At 73.4% G+C, this 20,397-nt stretch carries 22 protein-coding genes; 10 read left to right on the top strand and 12 right to left on the bottom strand.

Annotated features, from left to right (window positions below):
• Window positions 1-186 precede the first annotated feature (186 nt).
• The gene (locus ASE15_RS12240; protein WP_157277213.1) at window positions 187-1,446 is read right to left on the bottom strand and encodes a glycerate kinase; all 1,260 of its coding nucleotides are present in this window, start codon (window positions 1,444-1,446) and stop codon (window positions 187-189) included.
• A gap of 176 nt (window positions 1,447-1,622) precedes the next feature.
• On the opposite strand from ASE15_RS12240, the gene nadA reads away from it, so the two are divergent.
• Window positions 1,623-2,822 (top strand): quinolinate synthase NadA, encoded by a 1,200-nt coding sequence (nadA, locus tag ASE15_RS12235; RefSeq protein WP_056763513.1) that lies wholly within the window; start codon window positions 1,623-1,625, stop codon window positions 2,820-2,822.
• 84 nt (window positions 2,823-2,906) lie between these two features.
• Window positions 2,907-3,497, top strand: coding sequence for a DJ-1/PfpI family protein (locus ASE15_RS12230; protein ID WP_056763511.1), 591 nt, complete (start codon window positions 2,907-2,909; stop codon window positions 3,495-3,497).
• A gap of 45 nt (window positions 3,498-3,542) precedes the next feature.
• Here the strand turns inward: ASE15_RS12230 and ASE15_RS12225 are convergent, their stop codons facing one another.
• The gene (locus ASE15_RS12225) at window positions 3,543-3,929 is read right to left on the bottom strand and encodes a DUF3817 domain-containing protein (RefSeq protein ID WP_235534391.1); all 387 of its coding nucleotides are present in this window, start codon (window positions 3,927-3,929) and stop codon (window positions 3,543-3,545) included.
• 128 nt (window positions 3,930-4,057) lie between these two features.
• Between ASE15_RS12225 and ASE15_RS12220 the strand changes: the two genes are divergently transcribed.
• Window positions 4,058-4,582, top strand: coding sequence for a thioesterase family protein (locus ASE15_RS12220; protein WP_056651497.1), 525 nt, complete (start codon window positions 4,058-4,060; stop codon window positions 4,580-4,582).
• A gap of 26 nt (window positions 4,583-4,608) precedes the next feature.
• Window positions 4,609-4,941, top strand: coding sequence for an antibiotic biosynthesis monooxygenase (locus ASE15_RS12215; protein ID WP_056763510.1), 333 nt, complete (start codon window positions 4,609-4,611; stop codon window positions 4,939-4,941).
• A gap of 130 nt (window positions 4,942-5,071) precedes the next feature.
• On the opposite strand, the gene ASE15_RS12210 is transcribed toward ASE15_RS12215, so the two are convergent.
• Window positions 5,072-7,237 carry an ABC transporter permease gene (locus ASE15_RS12210; protein WP_082618404.1) on the bottom strand — a complete coding sequence of 722 codons (2,166 nt, stop codon included), beginning with the start codon at window positions 7,235-7,237 and terminating at the stop codon, window positions 5,072-5,074.
• A gap of 352 nt (window positions 7,238-7,589) precedes the next feature.
• Between ASE15_RS12210 and ASE15_RS12205 the strand changes: the two genes are divergently transcribed.
• Window positions 7,590-8,249 carry a TetR/AcrR family transcriptional regulator gene (locus ASE15_RS12205; RefSeq protein WP_056651243.1) on the top strand — a complete coding sequence of 220 codons (660 nt, stop codon included), beginning with the start codon at window positions 7,590-7,592 and terminating at the stop codon, window positions 8,247-8,249.
• A gap of 36 nt (window positions 8,250-8,285) precedes the next feature.
• On the opposite strand, the gene ASE15_RS12200 is transcribed toward ASE15_RS12205, so the two are convergent.
• The 4 genes from ASE15_RS12200 to ASE15_RS12185 form a co-directional block, all read right to left on the bottom strand.
• Entirely contained in the window at window positions 8,286-9,110 is an 825-nt protein-coding gene (locus ASE15_RS12200; protein ID WP_056651493.1) for a hypothetical protein, read from the bottom strand.
• 214 nt (window positions 9,111-9,324) lie between these two features.
• Window positions 9,325-9,735, bottom strand: coding sequence for a VOC family protein (locus ASE15_RS12195; protein ID WP_056651239.1), 411 nt, complete (start codon window positions 9,733-9,735; stop codon window positions 9,325-9,327).
• A gap of 10 nt (window positions 9,736-9,745) precedes the next feature.
• Window positions 9,746-10,216 carry a helix-turn-helix transcriptional regulator gene (locus tag ASE15_RS12190; protein ID WP_056651237.1) on the bottom strand — a complete coding sequence of 157 codons (471 nt, stop codon included), beginning with the start codon at window positions 10,214-10,216 and terminating at the stop codon, window positions 9,746-9,748.
• A gap of 185 nt (window positions 10,217-10,401) precedes the next feature.
• Window positions 10,402-11,805: a dipeptidase gene (locus ASE15_RS12185; protein WP_056651234.1), complete on the bottom strand. Its 1,404-nt coding sequence runs from the start codon at window positions 11,803-11,805 to the stop codon at window positions 10,402-10,404.
• An 84-nt stretch (window positions 11,806-11,889) separates the two neighbouring features.
• On the opposite strand from ASE15_RS12185, the gene ASE15_RS12180 reads away from it, so the two are divergent.
• From ASE15_RS12180 to ASE15_RS12170, 3 genes are all read left to right on the top strand, one after another.
• A complete protein-coding gene (locus tag ASE15_RS12180) occupies window positions 11,890-12,495 on the top strand; it encodes a DUF3043 domain-containing protein (RefSeq protein WP_056763508.1) in 606 nt (201 codons plus the stop codon).
• Between the two features lie 67 nt (window positions 12,496-12,562).
• Window positions 12,563-13,567 carry an aldo/keto reductase family protein gene (locus ASE15_RS12175; RefSeq protein ID WP_056651229.1) on the top strand — a complete coding sequence of 335 codons (1,005 nt, stop codon included), beginning with the start codon at window positions 12,563-12,565 and terminating at the stop codon, window positions 13,565-13,567.
• A gap of 193 nt (window positions 13,568-13,760) precedes the next feature.
• On the top strand, window positions 13,761-14,627 hold the full coding sequence (locus ASE15_RS12170) for a siderophore-interacting protein (RefSeq protein WP_235534390.1): 867 nt from the start codon (window positions 13,761-13,763) through the stop codon (window positions 14,625-14,627).
• Window positions 14,628-14,810: 183 nt separating this feature from the next.
• Here ASE15_RS12170 and ASE15_RS12165 read toward each other — a convergent pair whose 3' ends face one another.
• Window positions 14,811-15,443 (bottom strand): YitT family protein, encoded by a 633-nt coding sequence (locus ASE15_RS12165; protein WP_082618442.1) that lies wholly within the window; start codon window positions 15,441-15,443, stop codon window positions 14,811-14,813.
• A 139-nt stretch (window positions 15,444-15,582) separates the two neighbouring features.
• Between ASE15_RS12165 and ASE15_RS12160 the strand changes: the two genes are divergently transcribed.
• A complete protein-coding gene (locus tag ASE15_RS12160) occupies window positions 15,583-17,064 on the top strand; it encodes a PLP-dependent aminotransferase family protein (protein ID WP_056651224.1) in 1,482 nt (493 codons plus the stop codon).
• Between the two features lie 181 nt (window positions 17,065-17,245).
• Complete coding sequence (locus ASE15_RS12155; RefSeq protein WP_056763505.1) at window positions 17,246-17,686, top strand: GNAT family N-acetyltransferase; 441 nt, start codon at window positions 17,246-17,248, stop codon at window positions 17,684-17,686.
• Between the two features lie 45 nt (window positions 17,687-17,731).
• On the opposite strand, the gene ASE15_RS12150 is transcribed toward ASE15_RS12155, so the two are convergent.
• Genes ASE15_RS12150 through ASE15_RS12135 form a run of 4 tightly spaced genes read right to left on the bottom strand, consistent with a single transcriptional unit; the run spans window position 17,732 to window position 20,394 of the window.
• On the bottom strand, window positions 17,732-18,526 hold the full coding sequence (locus tag ASE15_RS12150; protein ID WP_056763504.1) for a 2-phosphosulfolactate phosphatase: 795 nt from the start codon (window positions 18,524-18,526) through the stop codon (window positions 17,732-17,734).
• A 58-nt stretch (window positions 18,527-18,584) separates the two neighbouring features.
• Window positions 18,585-18,794 (bottom strand): hypothetical protein, encoded by a 210-nt coding sequence (locus ASE15_RS12145; RefSeq protein WP_056651218.1) that lies wholly within the window; start codon window positions 18,792-18,794, stop codon window positions 18,585-18,587.
• On the bottom strand, window positions 18,791-19,876 hold the full coding sequence (locus ASE15_RS12140; protein WP_056651216.1) for a quinone-dependent dihydroorotate dehydrogenase: 1,086 nt from the start codon (window positions 19,874-19,876) through the stop codon (window positions 18,791-18,793). Before ASE15_RS12140 ends, ASE15_RS12145 begins: the two co-directional genes overlap by 4 nt.
• Complete coding sequence (locus ASE15_RS12135; RefSeq protein ID WP_369800593.1) at window positions 19,873-20,394, bottom strand: hypothetical protein; 522 nt, start codon at window positions 20,392-20,394, stop codon at window positions 19,873-19,875. Before ASE15_RS12135 ends, ASE15_RS12140 begins: the two co-directional genes overlap by 4 nt.
• Between the last annotated feature and the right edge of the window lie 3 nt (window positions 20,395-20,397).

Here is a 20,397-nt window from a genome sequence, read left to right as displayed (position 1 = left end):
CTTCGGTGGGCTCTCGCCCCGTGGTGTGCCGTCGGCCTGCGGCTCCCGCTCCCGGGCAGGCCGATCGGTCCTCAGGCTTGTCGCATACCCGTCAACACGACGGGTCGTGGTTCTGTTCCCGAGTCTACGACGGCGGCGCCCGCGGCTCGTCGTGGGGCCCACGAGGCGGTCCGCGGGTACTGGGCCTCAGGCTCCCGGCACGCTGCCGCTCCACGTCCGCGCCACGCGCCCGACGCGTGCCCTCGCCGCCGACAGGTCGCGGCCCAGCTCGTAGGCCCCGCTGATCCCCGCGGCAGCCTGCTCGCGCCGGCCGGCGAGGACCTCCCGGGCGAGGACGACGACGGGGAGGCCGAGCGCGGCGGCCCGGCGGGCGACCTCGGGCAGGGCGCCGTCGTGCACGGCCGAGGCGTCGAGCGCATCGACGACCACGACCGCCAGGTCGGCCGCGGCGACCCGGGCGTCGAGCCCCACCACGTCCGCGACGACCGCGATGCCCGGCAGCAGCCGTGCTCCGAGCGCCGCGAGGCCGAACCCCAGCCCACCACCGGCCCCAGCACCGGGCAGCGCCGTGAGGGCACGGCTCGTCTCCCGGACGGACTGCGCCGCGCCGGCCGCGGCCCGAGCGCCCGGGCCGGGCGGCGCCGTCGGGCCTGCGAGCAGCGAGCGCGACGCCGGACCGGTCGGCACGTGCGCGAGGGCTCGCGAGACCTCGTGGGCCCAGTGCCCGTGCGCCCGCTCGAGCTCCTGGGCGAGCGCAGCCAGGGCGGGGTCCGCGTCCGCGAGCGCGCCGTTCGTCCCGTGCAGGCCCAGCAGGGGCAGGTCGGAGTCCACGGCGCCGACCAGCTCGGTCCCCGCGAGGTGCTCGCGCGCCGCGAGCACCTGGGCCGCGTCGGCCCGGCCCGCCTCGCCGAGAGCCGTGCCTCCCCGGGTCAGGGGCCCGTCCCCTGCTCCCGCGAGCGCCGCGACCAGGCCCGCGCCCGCGTCGTGCGCGCCCAGGCCGCCGGTCGCCACGACGACGCGCGACGCGAGCCGTGCGGCCTGCGCGACGACCTGCCCGACGCCGTAGCTCGTCCGCGCGCCCAGGTCGCCCTGGTCAGGGTGCGCAGAGGCGCCCGGGGGGTCGGCGAGTGCCGAGCCGACCGTCGCCCGGAGAGCCGCGGCCTCGATGTACGCGGTGCGCGCGCCGCCCGGCGAGGCCGGTCCGAGGCGGAACGTCACGGGCACGTCACGCCCGCGGGTGTCACGGGCGACGGTCACGACCTCGTCCGTGACGTGCTCGGCCAGCGCGCGCAGGAAACCGTCGGCGCCCGGGTCCAGCACGCACGCGTCGACCAGCGCGCCCGACGCCGCCCCCCAGACCGTGGCGACCAGGTCCCGCGCCTCGCTCGCGGAGAGCGTGCCGTCGGTCAGTGCGAGCGGTTCCGCGACGGCGAGGAGAAGGCGCATGGCGCGATTGTGCCAGGTCCGCGTGCCGTCGGTGGCGCGGGTCACACCGGGTCGCTCTCGCGAGGCGACCACCTCGCGAGACGGACCTGCTCACGAGACGTGCGCGGCGCCGTCGGGCGGCCCGGAGGAGCCGGACGAACCCCCTCGTCCCGGCCTCGTTGTGCGACGATGTTCCCGTGAGCACCCTGCTGGACAACACCTTTGCGGAACCTGCCCCGTCCCCCCTCCTGCTGCTCGGGCAGGGCCGGGACCTGGCCTCCGAGCGGGGGGTCGAGTGCACCGGCGAGCTGCCGGCGGCGAGCGACCCCGACCTCGTCGAACGTGCCCGCGCGGCCCGCGCCGCGCTCGGCTCGCGAGCCTTCGTCCTGGGCCACCACTACCAGCGCGACGAGGTCATCGACTTCGCGGACGTCACGGGCGACTCGTTCAAGCTCGCGCGCGAGGCCGCGGCCCGCCCCGAGGCCGAGTTCATCCTCTTCTGCGGCGTGCACTTCATGGCCGAGAGCGCGGACATCCTCACCTCGGACGCCCAGCAGGTCGTCCTGCCGGACCTCGCGGCGGGCTGCTCGATGGCCGACATGGCCGCGATCAACCAGGTCGAGGACGCGTGGGAGGTCCTCCAGGACGCCGGGATCGCCGACGTCACGCTCCCCGTCACCTACATGAACTCGACCGCCGCGATCAAGGCCTTCACGGGTCGGCACGGCGGGACCATCTGCACGTCCTCGAACGCGGAGGTCGCGCTGCGGTGGGCGTTCGATCAGGTGGGTGGGGTCGACGGCACGGGCAAGGTCCTGTTCATGCCCGACCAGCACCTCGGACGCAACACTGCACTCCTCAAGCTCGGCATGTCCCCCACGGACTGCGTCGTGTTCGACCCGCGCAAGCCGAACGGCGGCCTGACCGACGCCGAGCTGCGCGACGCCCGCATGATCCTGTGGCGCGGGCACTGCTCGGTGCACGGGCGCTTCTCCGAGCGCAACGTGACCGACATCCGTGCCGCCGTCCCAGGCGTCAACGTCCTGGTCCACCCCGAGTGCAAGAACGAGGTCGTGGAGGCCGCGGACTACGTCGGCTCGACCGAGTACATCATCAAGATGCTCGACGCGGCCGAGCCCGGCTCGTCCTGGGCGATCGGCACCGAGCTCAACCTGGTGCGCCGCGTCGCGCGCGCGCACCCGGACAAGCAGGTGCACTACCTCGACTCGACGGTCTGCTTCTGCTCGACCATGAACCGCATCGACCTGCCCCACCTCGTGTGGGCCATGGAGTCGCTCGTCGCGGGCCGCACCGTCAACCGCATCGTGGTCGACGCCGACGACGCCCACTGGGCTCGCGTCGCGCTCGACCAGATGCTCGCCCTGCCCGGGCTGTAGGACCCCCGGCGGGTCCGTCGGCGCGCGCCGGCGGACCCGCCGACCGCACGACTGCACTGCCGCAGAAGAACCGAGGGGTGAGTGATGACCACCGGAAACGGTCTGAGCATCGGCATCTACGTGTTCGACGGGGCCGAGGAGCTCAACGTCGCCGGCCCCTTCGAGGTGTTCACCGCGTGGCGCGAGCGCTCTGCACTCAAGCCGCGGGTCGCCACGTTCTCGTGGGACGGGCGCGGGGTCCGGCTGGCGCAGGGCCTGCACATGGTGCCCGACCGCTCGGCCGACGACGTCGGCCCCCTCCAGCTTCTCGTCTATCCGGGCGGTCCCGGGGTGCAGCCGCTCGTGGGCGACCGGATCCATCTCGAGTGGCTCCACGCCATGCGCGTCCAGACCCCGCTGCTCGCGAGCGTGTGCACGGGCTCGCTCGTCCTGGCAGCGGCCGGGCTGCTCGCCGGTCGCCCCGCGACGACCCACTGGGACCACTACGACGAGCTGGCCGGGATCGACCCCAGCATCATGGTCGACACCGAGACCCGCTTCGTGGACGACGGCGACGTCGTCACCTCGGCAGGAGTCTCGGCCGGGATCGACATGGCGCTCCACCTGGTCGAGCGGTTCGAGAACGCGGAGGTCGCGGACCAGGTGCGCCACGACCTGCAGTACGAGGGTGCCTGAGCCCGAGGGTGGGCGCGTCGCCGGTCTGGCGGACCGGCGCGTCCGTCAGGCGCTCGTGCGCTCCTCGTACCGGCCCGAGCGGTGTGCCCACCGGTCGAACACGACCGTGAGGAACGGCGGCAGCGTCGCCGCGAGGGCGAAGAACACGGTCAGGAGCGTCCAGCGCTGGCGGACCGCGACGAGGATCGCGAGGAGGACGTACGCGATCACGAGCGCGCCGTGGACCGGGCCGAAGATCTTCACCCCGATCTCGGAAGCCTCGGCGATCCACTTGACGTACATCCCGACGAGCAGGCCCGCCCAGGAGAACGCCTCGGCGATCGCGACCGCGCGGAAGGCGCGGACGGTCCAGTGGTGCGAGGTCGTGGGCTGCACTGCCTGGGCGGCGTGCGTGGCGCTGTCGGGCAGGGGGGCGGCGGTCCGGGAGGTCACGGGGGCCATCCTCACACGTCGCCCTGGACGGTCCGAAACCCTGTGGCGCGTCTCCGCGACGGCCTCGGCCTGGCGTGACGTCGCCCGGGATACCTGATACCGCACGTTCCGGGTTGTACCCTGCGACGGTGACCCGACAGATCCAGCTCACGATCGCCAGCACCCTGCCGCGCAAGGCCGTCCCGGGCCGCGGGGTCCTCGACCCCTCCGTGACACGCATGCGCGTGCGCCCGGGCGACCTCGACTTCTACCTGCACGTGAACAACGGCGTGTACCTGCAGATGATGGACGTGGCCCGCAGCAACTTCCTCGCCGACCTCGGCGCGTTCGGCCTGCTCCGCGACAAGGGCTGGTACCCCGTCGTGGCCTCCTCGACCATGAAGTACCGCCGCTCTCTCCAGCTGTGGGACCGCTTCGAGATCACGACCCGGGTGCTCGGGTGGGACGAGCGCGTGGTCTACCTCGAGCAGGTCTTCTCCCGGGGCGGCGACCTGTGCGCCCGCGGGCTGATCGCGGGCCGGTTCCTCTCGAAGGCGGGCGACCGCATCCCCGGGCCCGACGTCGTCGGGCTGCTGGGCGCGGACGTCACGAGCCCCGAGCTCCCCGCGGACGTGCGCGACTGGGCCCAGGCCGTGGACGTCGCGGCCCGCTGACCTCCGGTCGCCCTAGGGTCGTGGCCATGACCGACGAGGTGCTCGAGCACGCCCTGCTGCACGTGGTTCCCGGGCGCGAAGAGGCCTTCGAGGAGGCATTCGGCACGGCGCGCGGGATCATCGCGTCCGTGCCGGGCTTCCGCGACCTCTCGCTCGGCCGCTGCCTCGAGCGGCCTGCGACGTACCTCCTGCTCGTGCGCTGGGACAGCCTCGAGGCGCACACCGTGGGTTTCCGCGGATCGGCCGGGTACCAGGAGTGGAAGGCGCTTCTCCACCACTTCTACGAGCCGTTCCCGGTCGTCGAGCACTTCTGCGAGGTGTCGTGGGACGAGGCAGTCCCGACCACCCGTCCCGCCTGACGCGCGGCCTGGGCTCCGGTCACCAGGAAGCCCCCGCGCGACGTGGCGCGGGTGGTGCCCGCCAGGATCGTCACGAGCCTGGCGGGCACCACCTGGAGGGGCCGGTGGGCTCTGCGGGGAGCCGCCGACGCTAGACGAGGGCGAGCTCCTTGACCGGCTCGGGCTCGTCGGCGTCCGGCTCGTGCGGCACCGACCCGGTGCGCAGCGGCTTGAACCTGTCGATGACCACGACCAGCGCGAGGGACACGGCTCCCCAGATCCCGAACGTGGTCAGGTGCGCACCGACCGTGTCGCCGCCGAAGTAGAGGATCGAGCGGATCGCCTCCACGGCCGCGGGCATGGGCAGGATCTCGTGCAGGACCCGGAAGACCTCCGGCTCCATGTAGATCGACAGCCCGCCCCCCGAGGCGGGGACGCCGACGAGCATCAGGATGCCGACCGCGGGGACCACCGCGAGCATCCCGAACAGCCGTTCGAGCACCGCGCTGAACATGGCCACGCAGAAGATCGCGACGATCCCTGTGCCCCACAGCGGCCAGAAGTGCCCGGACACGCTCCCGGTGATCGGACCGGCGATGAGCCACAGGACCGCCGACATGAACACCGCCCACCCCGCCACGATGGGCACGAGCCGGCGCAGCGGTCGGGAGCTCGGTGCCGCGTTGGCGCCGACGATGATGATCATGAATCCCGACAGGACCCAGCCCATGGCCAGGTACATGCTCACCGAGCCCATGGTGTCGGTGGTCGACAACGGGGCGACGTCGTCGGTCTCGAGGTCGAGCTGCTGCCCCGCGGCGACCTGACCGAACACCGCCGTGACGACCTGCTTCGCGCTGGCGCCGGCGGCCTGGTTGGTCACCAGGGTCGCGCTCGGGCGCTCGGCCGACGGCAGGACGAACGCCGCGCTGACCGTGCGGTCCCGCACCTGGGTGCGCGCCTCGTCGGCCGAGCCCACGGCCCGCAGGTCGAACAGGCCCGGCATGCTCCGGTCGAGCCCGTCGACCGCGTCCTGGGCCTGGTCCACCGTGGCGCCGACGACCGCGACGGGCATGTCCCGCGGCATCGGGGACGACATGGCGCCGAGCATGACCGAGATCATCATGGTGACCATCGCGAGCGGGAAGAAGAGCAGGGCGGCATAGCGCCACCGGCGGGTCGCAGGCCGCGGACCGCCGTGCAGCGAGGGCACGGTCACGGGGGGCGGCCCCGCGTCCGGGTTGCGGCGGCGCTTGCGGGCGTCGAACACGAGCGTCAGCACCAGAGCGACGACCGCACCCACGACCAGGACCAGCAGGTGCGAGCCCACGCCCGACCCGTCGAAGTACAGGACCGAGCGCAGCGCCTCACCGACCGCCGGCAGGGGAAGGAACCCGTGCAGGACCGTGAAGAACTCCGGCATGGTGTAGACGCTCATGCTCATGTTCGAGGCCGGCATGCCCAGCACGGTCAGGAGGAGCATGGCCGCGATCACGGCCATGGGCCCCAGAAAGCGCGTCAGCAGGAGCTGGACCGCGCCGACCGAGAAGACCCCCAGCCAGGCGATGCCCAGCACCTCCGGGGTGTGCCCCTGGACCACGCCGAGCAGCGGACCGGTGACCGTCCAGACGAGGGCCGCGACCAGGGCGGCCCAGCCGGCCAGGAGCGGTATCGCTCGCCGGAAGCGCAGGAGCTCGGGCGAGTTGGAGAGGGTCACGCTGAAGGGCAGGTAGCCGGCCATCACCAGGGCCGTGGCCAGGAACATCGCGCCCAGGCCCGCCGGGTCGGACGTGGGGAGCGGGGCGAGGTCCTCGGTCTCCAGGGTCAGCCCCTGGGCCAGGACCTGCGGGGCGAGCATGCCCGTGACGGTCGAGGACTGCGACGCCCCGGCCGAGCTTGCGGTGTACACCGTCGCAGCGCCGTCGGCGACGTGCACGGCTCCGGACACCTCCCGGTCGAGCACCAGGCCGCGCGCCTCCTCGTCGGAGCCGACGAGGAGGACGTCGACGGCGTCGGGGTCGGCAGCCTCCAGCGCGTCGGCGAAGGCCTGGGCCTGCGGCGCGCTGCCCGAGACGGCGACGGGCATGTCGTGCGGCGCCGGGGCGTGCATGGTGCCCAGGTAGCCGCTGATCATCATCGACACCATGACGAGCGGCATGAAGAACATGGCCACGTAGCGCCCGATGGTCTCGGCCTTGGCGCGCTTGAGGGCGGCCGCCTCGGCGTCGGCCTCAGCGCCGTCCGTCGTCGTGACGGCCGGGGAGTCGGGGTCCGGTAGCACCTGGTCCGAGCTGCGCGCGGGTGTCTTGTTGCTCAAGTGTGTGCTCCTGTACGGCGTGGCGAGAGGGCGACGTGCTACCCCGTGCGCCGTTGCAAGGGCGCCGCCTCGATGTGCGGCTGGGATGAACCAACCGGACGAGATTACGCCACGTGGCGTAAAAATGTCACGTGCTGGACGCGAGGGTCCCGCCCAGCGACGCGGCGAGCACCCCGGCCGTCCGGATGGCATGATCGCCGCAGTCGGGACCGCCGCACGAGCCGTGGCTGCCGGCTGTCCACGGAGCCTGACGGGAGCCGGCTCGTGCCCGCGCAGGTCGGAGCCCCTGACCGGTCCTCGACGAGGCGCCCCCAGCACACGACCGAACCACCACGAGACGAGGCCCCACCGCATGGGACAGCACAGCGACCGGGCGCGCGAGACGCTGCTGAACTCGGCCGAGGAGCTCTTCGCGCGCGACGGCATCGACGCGGTGTCCAACCGGCGGATCACCGAGCACGCGGGCACCGCCAACCACTCGGCCATCGCCTACCACTTCGGCGGCCGCGACGAGCTGCTGCGCGCGCTGCTGGGCCGGCACCTCGAGGAGATGAACAGGCGCCGGACGGCGCTCGTCGCATCCTTGAACGACGACTCCGACGTGCGCGACCTGCTCGCCTGCCTGCTCCTGCCCTGGATCGAGCACCTGGCATCGTTGCCCGTCCCCAGCTGGCGTGCGCGGTTCGTCTTCCAGGTCCGCACGGTCCCCTCGGTCGCCGAGGCGCTCGCCGGACTGACCACGGCCAACCCCGTCGTCGAGGACCTCGTCCGCCGGCTGCAGGCCGCACTGAGCGACCTCCCCCCACGCGTGGTCCGGGGACGTTTCGAGATCCTCGGCCCCATGACCCTGGGCGTCTGCGCCGAGCACGAGGCGCGCGTCCACGAGGGGACCCCGCCGGCCTGGACCGGGGTCGGCTACTTCCTGATCGACGCGAGCGCGGGCATGCTCGCGGCGCCCGTCACGCACCCCGACGACTACCTCACGGTCCCCAGCACGCCGTTCCTCCTGTGAGGCGGCAGGTCGCCCCGACCGTCCCGACGCGCTCTCTCACCCCTGCGCGTCCAGCCACGCCCGGACGTCCTCGAGCTGCGTCAGGATCGTGGTCAGGTCCTGCGTGAGGTGCTGGCCTCGCGCCACGGCGACGCACCGGTCGACCTCGTCGAGCATGCGCCGCGCCGTCCCGGCGTCGTCGAGCCGCACGGCGAGCTCGGCCCGGTAGGCCTGGGCCTCGACCCGGTCACGCGCCGACGCGCCGGCGTCCCCGAGGGCCTCGTCACGCCGCAGTGCGCCGTCGAGGATCTTCGCGGCCTGCTCGACGTCGCCGCGCGAGTCCGCCTGGACCACCGCGTTCGAGACGGCTCGCAGCAGGCGGGACTCACCTGCCAAGGCCTCGCCGATCCCTGCCGCATCGACGTCGCCGGCCGGCACCTCGGGCACCGGGCCGGCCGCCCTGTCGGCCGCGACCCCCGCCGGCTCGCTCGCGGCCCTCCGCACGACGCGGATCCAGTTGCCCGCGGGGTCCACCAGGCTGAAGCCGCTCAGACCGTCCGCGTTCGCCCGACGGCGAGGCCGGGTGATCCGGGGGAACCCGCTCAGCGGGAGCCTCCCGTGGACCGCGCGCAGGCCCGCAGCCCACGCCTCGTACAACGGCTCGGTGTCGTCGACCACGACCAGGCACGAGCCGTACGAGTCCTCCGGACGGAAGCCGTCGATCCCGAAGTAGTGCAGGTCGATCCCCTCCCGCCGGAGCGCGAGGTACGGGTTCGGTCGGGTCTGCCGGAAGGTGACCTCGAACCCGAGGGCCGCAGCGAAGTCACCGATCTCGTCGATCGAAGCACACGGCAGCAAGGGGACCATCGACTCGTTCGCCATGTCCCCATCCCACCACCGGTCGCAGGAGACGACCACCGCCCGGCGCCGGACGACGCGACCTCCGCGCGCGGTGACACGGCTGCGTGCGGAGCGGACGTCGTCGGGCAGAGTCTGCCCTGGGGGGCGGGGACTCCCGCAGCTCAGGGCGCGGAGGCTTCCCCGCTGCTCAGGCCGCAGCCGCTGCCCCTGTTCAGGCCGCAGCCGCTCCCCCTCTTCAGGCCGCGACCGCCTGAGCCACCCGCACCATGTTGCCCGACGGGTCCCTGAACGCGCAGTCGCGCGGACCCCAGTCCTGGTCCATGGGCTCCTGGAGGACCTCGGCACCCGAGGCCCGGACGGTCTCGAAGAGCGCGTCGACGTCGTCGGTCTCGAACACGAGGATCGGCAGGACGCCCTTGATCATGAGCTCCTGGAGCGCGTCCCCGTCGGCCTGCGACCGGCCCGCGTGCGGGGCCGAGAGCACGATCCCGAGCCCCGGCTGCACGTCGGACCCGAGCGTGACCCAGCGGAACCCGCCGGCGCCCACGTCGTTGTGCACCTTGAGGCCGAGCGCGTCGCCGTAGAAGGTGATCGACTCGTCGACGTCGTTGACGGTGATGTTGCAGAACTTCAGCGAGATGGTCATGTCGGCGACTCTAGGACGAGGCCCGTGCGCTCGCTTCTCCGATCCTGCTCGATGCTCCGGCCGCACCTGCGGACGCGCCCGTCGCTCCGCGGGCCGGGCGCGTGAGGACCTGCGCGACGCACGGCGGCATCGCCTTCACGGCAGCGTGCTCGCGGCTCCGGTACACCGACGGGGGCTCGCCCACGATCTCCGCGAACTTCGCGCTGAACGAACCGAGCGACGTACACCCCACGGCCATGCACGCGTCCGTGACGCTCGCGCCGCCGCGCAGCAGGGCCATGGCGCGCTCGATCCGGCGCGTCATGAGGTAGCAGTAGGGCGTCTCGCCGTAGGCAGCGCGGAACCGGCGCGAGAAGTGCGCCGGAGACATGAGTGCCTTGCGCGCCATGGTCGGGACGTCGAGCGGCGCCGCGTACTCCCGGTCCATCAGGTCCCGGGCGCGGCGCAGCAGGACGAGCTCCTCGAGATCCTGCGGGGTCATGCTCCGAACGTAGCACCGGGCTCCCCCGCCAGACAGGGCGGGCGTCGGGGAGCGGTACGGGCCGCCCGTCGGCCACGCCTCGCCTCCCCCGGCCCAGGTCCTGACGACCCGAGGCCGGGTCCTGGTCCGCCGTCAGACCGACGGCGACCCCGGACCCGGCCTCGGGTGTCAGGAGCGCGGGGGCGTCAGCCCTGCGCGAGCCTCGTGAGCAGCAGCGCCTCGGCCAGGACGACCTTCTCGAGCTCGCCCAGGTGGACGGACTCGTTGGCTCCGTGCGCCCGCGAGTCCGGGTCCTCGACGCCCGTGACGAGGATCGACGCGTCCGGGAAGACGTCGAGCAGGTCGGCGATGAAGGGGATCGACCCGCCGATGCCGATGTCGACCGGAGCCGTGCCCCACGACGTCTCGAAGGCCCAGCGCGCGGCCTGCATCGCCACGGAGTCGGTCGGCGCCTGGAACGGCTTGCCGAGCTCGCCGTCACGGACCGTGACCTGCGCTCCGAAGGGAGCGTTCGCCTCGAGGTGCGTCCGCAGCGCGGCGAGCGCGGCGGCGGGGTCCTGGCCGGGCGCGATGCGCAGCGAGAGCTTGGCGGTCGCGCGCGGGGTCAGCGTGTTGGACGCGTGCGCGACGCTCGGGGCGTCGATCCCGATGACCGACAGCGCGGGCTTGGTCCACAACCGGCCGGACAGGGCACCCTCCCCCGCGAGACGGACCCCGTCGAGGACCGAGGAGTCGGCGCGGAAGTCCGCCTCCTCGTAGTCGACGCTCGGGTCCGGCGCGGACACCAGCCCGTCGACCGCGACGTTGCCCTGGTCGTCGTGGAGCGTCGTGATCAGGCGCGCGAGCAGCGTGAGCGCGTCGAGCACCGGGCCGCCGAACATGCCCGAGTGCACCGCATGGCCCAGCACGGCGACCTCGACCTCGCAGTCGACCAGCCCGCGCAGGCTCGTCGTGAGCCCCGGGACCCCGACCTTCCAGTTCGAGGAGTCCGCGACGACGATCACGTCGGCCGCGAGCAGGTCCTGGTACTGGTGCAGGAAGGGCAGGAAGCTCGGCGAGCCGACCTCCTCCTCGCCCTCGACGAAGACCGTGACGCCGATCGGCAGGTCCTCCCCGAGCGCGGCGAGGGCCCGCAGCGCACCGACGTGCGCGACGATCCCGGCCTTGTCGTCGGCCGCACCACGACCGAACAGGCGACCGTCGACCTCGGTCGGGACGAACGGGTCGGTGTCCCACGCGGCGGCGTCGCCCGGGGGCTGGACGTCGTGGTGCGCGTAGAGCAGGACCGTGGGCGCGCCCTCGGGGGCCGGGCGGCGCGCGACGACCGCGGGCGCGCCGAGCGGGCCCGCGACCCCGGTCGCCTGCAGGATCTGCACCTCGGGCAGACCGGCCCCCCGCAGGAGCTCGGCCACGGCCTCGGCGCTCGCCGCGACGTGGGCCTGGTCGAACGCCGAGTTGGACACGGACGGGATGCGCACGAGCGCCTCGAGGTCCTCGCGCAGGGCGGGGAAGAGCTCGGCGACCCGGGCGCGCAGGTGAGCGACGTCGTCGGGCTCGGAAGGAGTACTGGTTCCAGGTGTGCTGTTCACCCGGCCAACGCTACCCGTCGGTACGTTCTCGCTCCGGCCCACGCGCGTGACGAGGCAGCCCCCGTCCTCGACTACGCTGGACCTGTGTTCTCACGCAACAAGTCCTCCGCGCCCTCGTCGAACGACGCCCCCGATCCCGTTGCCGCTGCAGCCGAGATCGAGAAGGCCGGCGGCAAGGGCAGGCCGACGCCCAAGCGCAAGGTCGCCGAGGCCGCCAACAAGCGCCCGCTCGTGCCCTCGGACCGCAAGTCCGCGGCCAAGACGGCGCGCCAGCAGCAGCGTGACGCACGCGACCGCCAGTTCCAGGCCATGCAGACGGGCGACGAGCGCTACATGCCTGCCCGCGACAAGGGCCCGGTCAAGCGCTACGTGCGCGAGTACGTGGACGCCCGCTGGAACCTGGGCGAGTTCTTCCTGCCCGTGGCTCTGGTGTTCATCGTCCTGACGTTCGTGTTCAACCAGAACCTGAACATGGCGACGATCATCATCTTCGTGCTCTACGGGATCGTGCTCATCACGATCATCGACGCGTTCATCATGTGGCGTTCGCTCAAGAAGCGCCTGATCGCCAAGTTCGGGCCGTCCGCCCCCAAGGGCAACGCCATGTACGCCGTGATGCGCGCGTTCCAGCTGCGCCGCGCGCGCCTGCCCAAGCCCATGCACAAGAAGCACGGCACCTTCCCCGAGTAGCCGCCCGCCGGTCCGCCGGACGGGCCGGAGTTGCACCGAGGTGCCCCGGGCAACCTAGTGTTGTCCCATGCCCAACTACCGCTTCCTCGGCAACTCCGGTCTCAAGATCTCCGAGATCACCTACGGCAACTGGCTCACCCACGGCTCGCAGGTCGAGAACGACGTCGCCACCCAGTGCGTCCACGCCGCCCTCGACGCCGGCATCACCACGTTCGACACCGCGGACGTCTACGCGAACACCAAGGCCGAGCAGGTCCTCGGCGACGCCCTCAAGGGCCAGCGCCGCGAGTCGCTCGAGATCTTCACCAAGGTCTACTGGCCCACGGGCCCCGGTGGGGCCAACGACTCGGGCCTGTCGCGCAAGCACGTCATGGAGTCCATCAACGGCTCGCTCCAGCGCCTCGGCACCGACTACGTCGACCTCTACCAGGCGCACCGGTTCGACCAGTCGACCCCGCTCGAGGAGACGATGCAGGCGTTCGCCGACATCGTCCGCCAGGGCAAGGCCCTCTACATCGGCGTGAGCGAGTGGACCGCGGACCAGATCCGTGCGGGCCACGCCCTGTCGAAGGAGCTCGGCTTCCAGCTCATCTCGTCCCAGCCGCAGTACTCGATGCTGTGGCGCGTCATCGAGGACGAGGTCGTCCCGACCTCGCGCGAGCTGGGCCTGTCCCAGATCGTCTGGTCCCCCGTCGCCCAGGGCGTCCTGTCCGGCAAGTACCTGCCCGGCCAGCCCGCCCCGGCGGGTTCGCGTGCCACGGACGCCAACGGCTCGCGCTTCATCCAGCAGTTCATGACCGAGGACGTGCTCACGCGCGTCCAGCAGCTCAAGGCCGTCGCCGACGAGCTGAGCCTGACCCAGGCACAGCTCGCGGTCGCGTGGGTCCTGCAGAACGACAACGTCGCTGCCGCACTGATCGGCGCCTCGCGCCCCGAGCAGGTCGCCGAGAACGTCAAGGCCTCGGGCGTGGTCATCCCCGCCGAGCTCATGACGAAGATCGACGAGATCCTCGGCGACGTCGTCGAGCGCGACGCGGGCAAGACCGCCGCCGGAGCCCCCGGACCGCGCTGACGCTGTTCGCTGTTCGCAGGACCTGAGCGAGTTGTCAGAAGTGCACCGGGGAATACCCCGGTGCACTTCTGACAACTGAGGGGGGACCTCCGCTCGCACTCCCGCCGGACCCGCCGACCGGAGCGCGCCGGTTGGCCGGTGCGCGGTACACCCTGGCCCCACAGCACCCCCTCCCCCGACCTACGGTGTGAGGGTGTCCTCACCTTGCTTCCCGGCCCGCGTCGTCACGGCGACGCGCATCACGCCGCACATGGTCCGTGTCCATCTCGAGGCCGTCGGCGACTGGCGGTGGACGACCGACGGGCAGGGCGACGAGCGCATCGACCTCGCCTTCCCCGTCCCCGGCGAGACCGTCGCCGAGATCGACTTCTTCAACCAGGACGACTACGGCGTCGTGCCCGTCGAGGGCACCGAGCCCCCGTGGCGCCACTACACAGCCCGCCGCGTGCACGACGAGGGCCGGACGATCGTGGTCGACCTCGCGGTGCACGACGGCGGCCTCGCGTCCGACTGGGCCGTCCGCGCCGAGCCGGGCCACGTGCTCGGCGTGTTCGCGGGGGGCGACTCGCGCAGCTACTACGACGCCCCGGCCGACGCCGGCTGGCGCCTGCTCGTCGCCGACCCGACGGGGCTGCCGGGGCTGGGGCGGATCGTCGAGGAGCTCGCGCCGGGTGCCGTCGCGCACGCGGTCGTCGAGGTGCCCACGCTCGAGGACCGCCAGGAGCTCGAGACCCGGGGCGACGTGACCTATACCTGGCTCGTCACGGCCCAGGGCGCCCGCACGGGCGCCGCACTCGTCGAGGCCGTGCGCGACCTGCCCGTCCTGGAGACCCCGGGCTACGCGTGGGTCGCGTGCGAGAGCGCCGCGAGCCGCGACATCCGCCGCACCCTGCGCACCGCGTGGGGCATGCCGCGCGACCGGCACCAGGTCGTCGGGTACTGGACCGCGGGAGCGGTCAACGTGCGGGCCGACCGGGACAACGAGGACGCGCCGCCGCACGACCACGACCACGACCACGACCACGACCACGGCCACCCCGAGCCCGCCCACCAGCACTAGGCCCCGTCGGGCGCCCTGACGGCGTTCCGGCCACCTGACTGCCCGACGACGGAGCGCGCCCGCGCGCCCGGGTGCGCTCCGTCGTCGGGCTTCCCCGCGTGGGGGGACCCGTTGTCAGAAGTGCACCGGGGTATCCCCCGGTGCACTTCTGACAACTGATCGCGAAGCCGCGGCGAGCCGGACCTAGGCCGCGTGGGGCTCGGGCTCTCCCGGCACGTCCCCCAGGGCGACGTCCCCCGGGAGGTGCGCGACGCCGTCGAGCACCTCGACCGGCACGACCGCCGGACGCAGGTGCGGCGCGAGCCACCTCGCCGCGACCTGGACGACGGGGCCCACGCCCAGCGCGTAGAGGACCGTCGCCCACCCGAGCGTCCCGCCCAGCGCGAACCCGATCGCGACCACGAAGACCTCGATCGCGGTCTTGACGCGGCGCACGGGCCAGCCCGTGCGGGCGACCAGGCCCGTCATGAGGCCGTCGCGCGGGCCGGGGCCGAGTCGCGCACCGAGGTAGGCGGCGGTCGCGATCCCGTTGAGCACCACGCCCGCGACCGCGAGCGCCACCCGTCCGGCCGTCGTGGGCTCGGGGTCGATGCGCTCGAGCAGCAGCAGGAACGGGTCGAGGGTCGCGCCGATCACGACGATGTTGGCGATCGTGCCGATCCCTGGGCGCTGGCGCAGCGGGATCCACAGCAGCATGACCACGACGCTCGCGGCCACGACGACCACACCGAGCGGGAGCCCCGTGCGCAGCGCGACCCCCTGGTGGAAGACGTCCCACGGCATGGCGCCCATGCCCGAGTGGAGGAGCAGGGCCATGGTCAGCGAGAAGCCGAAGAGCCCGAGCACGAGCTGGACGGTGCGGCGGAGGGGGCCGAAGCCCTGGTTGATCGACACTCCCCCACTGTGAGGCACGAATGGACTGGTAATCCATAGCCAATTCGGCGAGAGTGGCCTCATGCCCACCTCGCTCGCCGCGCCCGCCCCCACACTCCCCCCGGTGCACCGCCGACTCTCGGCACCCGCGCTCGGCGCGCTCATCGCCGGGTGGCAGACCGAGGGGCCCGCGTACGTCGCGCTCGCCGACGCGGTCCGTGGCGCCGTCCTGTCCGGCACGGTCGCCCCGCACACGCGCCTGCCGAGCGAGCGCGACCTGGCCGGGGCCCTGGGCGTCTCGCGGACCACCACGGCCGCGGCGTACGCGGCGCTGCGCGAACGAGGGTTCGTCACGAGCCGCACGGGCGTCGGGACCGTCGCGGTCCTGCCGCGCCCCACGCGCCGCGCCCAGCCCCGCTGGTGCGGCGGCGACGCCCCGGTCCCCGTGGGCGTCGAGCCGCCCGACGACCTCGTCGACCTGGGCCAGGCCGCCCCCGCCGCCCCGCCCCAGCTCCACGCGGCCTACGGGCGGGCTCTCGAGGCCCTGCCCGACTACCTGTCCGGCCGCGGGTACGAGCCGCTGGGCCTGCAGCCTCTGCGCGAGGCGATCGCGCACCGGCTCACCGAGCGCGGCACCCCCACGACCCCCGACCAGGTCCTCGTCACCACGGGAGCCCAGCACGCGATCTCGACCATCGCGCAGTCGGTGCTCGGCCCGCGCGACCGGGTCGTGGTCCAGTCGCCCACCTACGCGCACGGCATCGAGGCCATGGTCGGGCGCGGGGCGCGCGTCGTCGGCTTCCCGGTGGGCGCGGGGCTGCCGGGCGACGGTCCGGGCTTCGACGTCGCACTGTTCGAGTCGACGGTCCGCGCGGCCACGCCACGGCTCGCCTACCTGATCCCGGACTTCCACAACCCCACGGGGTACAGCCTCACGCCCGACGAGCGCGCCGAGGTCCGCCGCATCGCGCTGCGCCACCGCGTGACCGTGATCGGCGACGAGACGCTCACCGACATCGTGCTCGACGGGCCCGCGCCCGAGCCGCTCGCGGGCGACGGGTCGGCGACGAGCCACCTGCTCACCGTGGGCTCGGCGTCCAAGACCTTCTGGGGCGGCCTGCGCGTGGGGTGGGTCAGGGCGCACCCCGACGTCGTCGCGCACCTCGCCCGGACCCGCGCGGCGAGCGACATCGCGACCTCCGTCCTCGAGCAGCTCGCGGTGACCGAGCTGCTCGCCCGGCGCGAGGAGGTCCTCGCCGAGCGGCTTCCCCTGCTGCGGTCCCAGCGGGACCTGCTGCGCTCGGCCGTCACGGCCGCGGTGCCGTCGTGGCGCGTGGCGTCACCCGCGGGCGGCCTGTCGCTGTGGATCGACCTGGGGCGCCCGCTCGCGCACGCCCTGACCGCGGCGGCGGCCGTGCGCGGCGTGGTGATCAACCCAGGTCCGTCCCTCACGCCCGACGGCGGAGCCTCCTCGCGTGTCCGTCTCACCTTCGCGCCGGACGCCGAGGCGATCGGACGGGCCGTGCCCCGGCTGGCGGCCGCGTGGGAGCACGTCGCGGGGTAGGCGGGGTGGAGCCGGCAGGACGGGGTCTCGGTGCCCGGGTCTCGGTGCCGAGCATGCGGTTGTCGTCGCGAGTCGCCTCCTGCGCGACGACAACCGCATGCTCGACCAGCGGCAACCGCATGCTCGGCGGGACCGGGGAAGGCTCGGGCGCCGCCTCGTGCGCGGCCGCTAGGGTGACCCGATGCCGACCGCCGCGACCTTCCGCGCCCCGACCGACCTCGACCGCGGGTCTGCCGAGTACCTCGGGCTCGTCGAGTCGGCCAGCGGCCATACCGGCGCCGCGTTGCAGAGCCTCGCGGCCGAGGTGCAGGACCACCTGACGACGGTCGTCGCGCTCGTCGACGGCCGACTGGTGGGCCTCGCGGCGTACGAGACGGGCCGCACGAGCACGGTCCTGCGCTACCTCGCGGTCGAGGGCACCCGCCGGGAGGACGGGCTCGGTCGCGCGCTCGTGTCGGCGGTGCAGGCCGCCGCGCCGGATGCGCCGGTGGTCGCCGAGACGGACGACGACGCCGTCGGCTTCTACCGTCGGACCGGCTTCGCCGTCACGGCGTTGCCGCGCGATCCGCGCCGGCCCGACGTCCAGCGATACAGGTGCCTTCTCGCTGCGGGCGGGCGCTGACCCGCTCTGGGGCGGCGGCTGGGCAGGATGGCAGCCCGGCCATGCTCAGCCCGGTCGATCGAGGCCTTGCCCCACGAATCGCCCGCCCTCGAGCACCGGGATCAGGTGCGAGACGTCGACCTCTGCCGCGATCTCGACGTCCGATCCGAATCCCTGGGTGATGAGCTCGCGCCCGCTCACGCATCGGCTGAGCCGCTCGTGCAGCGTGCCGGGTCCCCGGTCGCGCGCCGACCGATAGGCCGCTGCCGCCATCTCCGCCTCCGGGGACGCCTCGTCGTCGTGCCCCACGATCGCGTCGGCGACCGCTCCCGCTCCCCAGAGGTCCTCGACCGCCGGACGGAGCGACCCGTCGGGACGACGCTCACCGCCCGCGACGATCGCCACGGCACGCCCTGGTGCGCGGTCGAGGAAACGCCTGGCGAACTCACCGACGGCCCGCGCGTTGCGCAGGCAGGCCGTGACCACCGTCCCGCCCGACTCCGCGAGCGAGAGGGCGATCGTCGAGCCGTTGGGCGAGGGGAGGACGACGCGTTCGAGGCCGGGCGCGTTCTGCAACGACGTCGGGGACAGGCTCACGTCACGCTCCGACCGCGCACGCGCGAGGACCGCCTGGTGCCGTCGAGCGTGCTCGGCTGCCCGATCGTCGCGCCAGGGGAACGGGAGGACCTCGATCCCTCGCTCGGCCGCGACGCTGACCGCGGTCGAGAAGGAGAGCACGTCGACCACGACGAACAGGACGCGTCCCTGGTCTGCACCGGGGCTCGCCATGGCCCGCGCTCCCGCCAGCCCCCAGTCGAGGCGGAGTCGCGAGGAGTGCTGCCCGAACACGTCGTCGTCCATGGTCCGCGAGTCTAGGGAACCGAAGACGACCGGGCGTCGCGTTCGACGCCTGACCGGCTCACGCCGTGCGCAGCTCCACGGTGGCCGTCGCCTGGGCGCCGTCGTTCAGGAGGCGCGCCGCGGCCGCTCCCTGTGCCGCGAGGTCGCGCCAGCTCTCGCCGAGCCACTGCTCGGCGTCGAACTGGTTGGTGAACGCCGGGCTGACGGGTGTCGTGAGCGCGCGCCCGTCCGCATCGTCGAGCTCCCACACCCACTGGGGTCGGATCATCGTGCGCCTCCACCTCGGGTTCCTCGGACCGCGTCGCGGACCAGGGACCGGTTGATGCTCGCGGCCCAGAACGGGCCGTTGTAGATCATGCCGGTGTAACCCTGCACGAGGTCGGCACCGGCCGCCAGGTAGGCGCGCGCGTCGTCGGCCGTCGAGATGCCGCCCACGCCGACGATCGCGACGTCCGGGCCGAGCCGGCCGCGGAGGCGAGCGACGACGTCGAGCCCGCGCTCGAGCAGCGGGGGCCCCGAGAGCCCACCGGGGCCCAGGTCGTGCCCGATCGTCGTGTTGACCGCGATGACGCCGTCGAGGCCCAGCTCGAGCGCGAGGTCGGCGACCGCGTCGACGTCCTCGTCCGCGAGGTCCGGGGCGATCTTGACGAGCAGCGGGATGCGGCGCGCCCCGGCGGCACGCGTCGCGTCGTCGGCCGCCTCGCGGACGGCCTGGAGGATGGGTCGCAGCGCCTCGGTCGACTGCAGGTCGCGCAGGCCCGGGGTGTTGGGCGAGGACACGTTGACGACCAGGTAGTCGGCGTGGGGCGCGAGGAGCGCGGCGCTCGTCGCGTAGTCGCCCGCGGCGTCCTCGGCCGGGGTGACCTTGGTCTTGCCGATGTTCGCGCCGATCATGACGGCCCGCCCGGACGCCGAGCGCCGCAGGGACTCGAGGCGCTGGGCCGCGGCCGCCGCGCCCTCGTTGTTGAATCCCATCCGGTTGCGGATGCCGCGCAGCGACAGCTCGCGCCACATGCGCGGCTTCTCGTTGCCGGGCTGCGCGTGCGCGGTCACGGTACCGATCTCGATGAACGCGAAGCCCAGCATGGTCAGGCCGCGGATCGCCTTGGCGTTCTTGTCGAACCCGCCCGCGAGACCGAACGGCGCGGGGAACGAGCGGCCGAGCGCCTGGACGCTGCCGGGGCCGTTCGTGCCGCGACCCAGGTAGGGGGCCGCGGCCCCCTGGATCACGTCGCCCACGACGGGCGTGCGTCCCGCGAGGGAGATGACCGGGAACACCACCTCGTGCGCCTTCTCGGGGTCCATGTGCCTGAAGACGCCGTTGAAGAGGAGGGAGTACAGCCGGCTCATGCGGGATCCTTCGGTTCGGTGGTGGAGTTCTGGGGCGGGCGCGTGCGCCACAGCCAGGTGAGGCCCACGACCGGCAGGACCAGCGGTACGAACCCGTACCCGATCCCGAAGTCGGACCACACCGTGGGCTCGGGGAACGCGGCCGGGTCCAGCAGGGACCACGCGCCGACGGCGAGCACGCCCACGAGCTCGACGCTCACCGCGGTCCAGGCGACGGTCCGCGAGGTGCGCGACCCGCGCGCGAGCGCGACGGTCGCGACGATGTACACCACGGCCGCGAGCGCCGACAGGACGTACGCGACAGGCGCCTCGTGCCAGTCGCGCAGGAGCTGGACGGAGGCGCGCGCGGTCGCGGCGACCGCGAAGATCCCGTAGACGAGGACCAGGACGCGGCCGAAGCCGCTGCCCGTGGTGCGCGGCGTGTCCGGGGAGCGGGTGGTCCGGGACGGCCCCGGGCCCGACGACGTCGCCGGGGTCGCGGGGTCGGGTGCGGTCTCGGGGTTCTCGGGGTGCGTCACGCC

The organism is Oerskovia sp. Root22, from assembly GCF_001429135.1.
Taxonomy (GTDB): domain Bacteria; phylum Actinomycetota; class Actinomycetes; order Actinomycetales; family Cellulomonadaceae; genus Oerskovia; species Oerskovia enterophila.
Note: the sequence above shows the minus strand (reverse complement) of the source record. Positions and strands in the feature narration are given on the sequence as shown.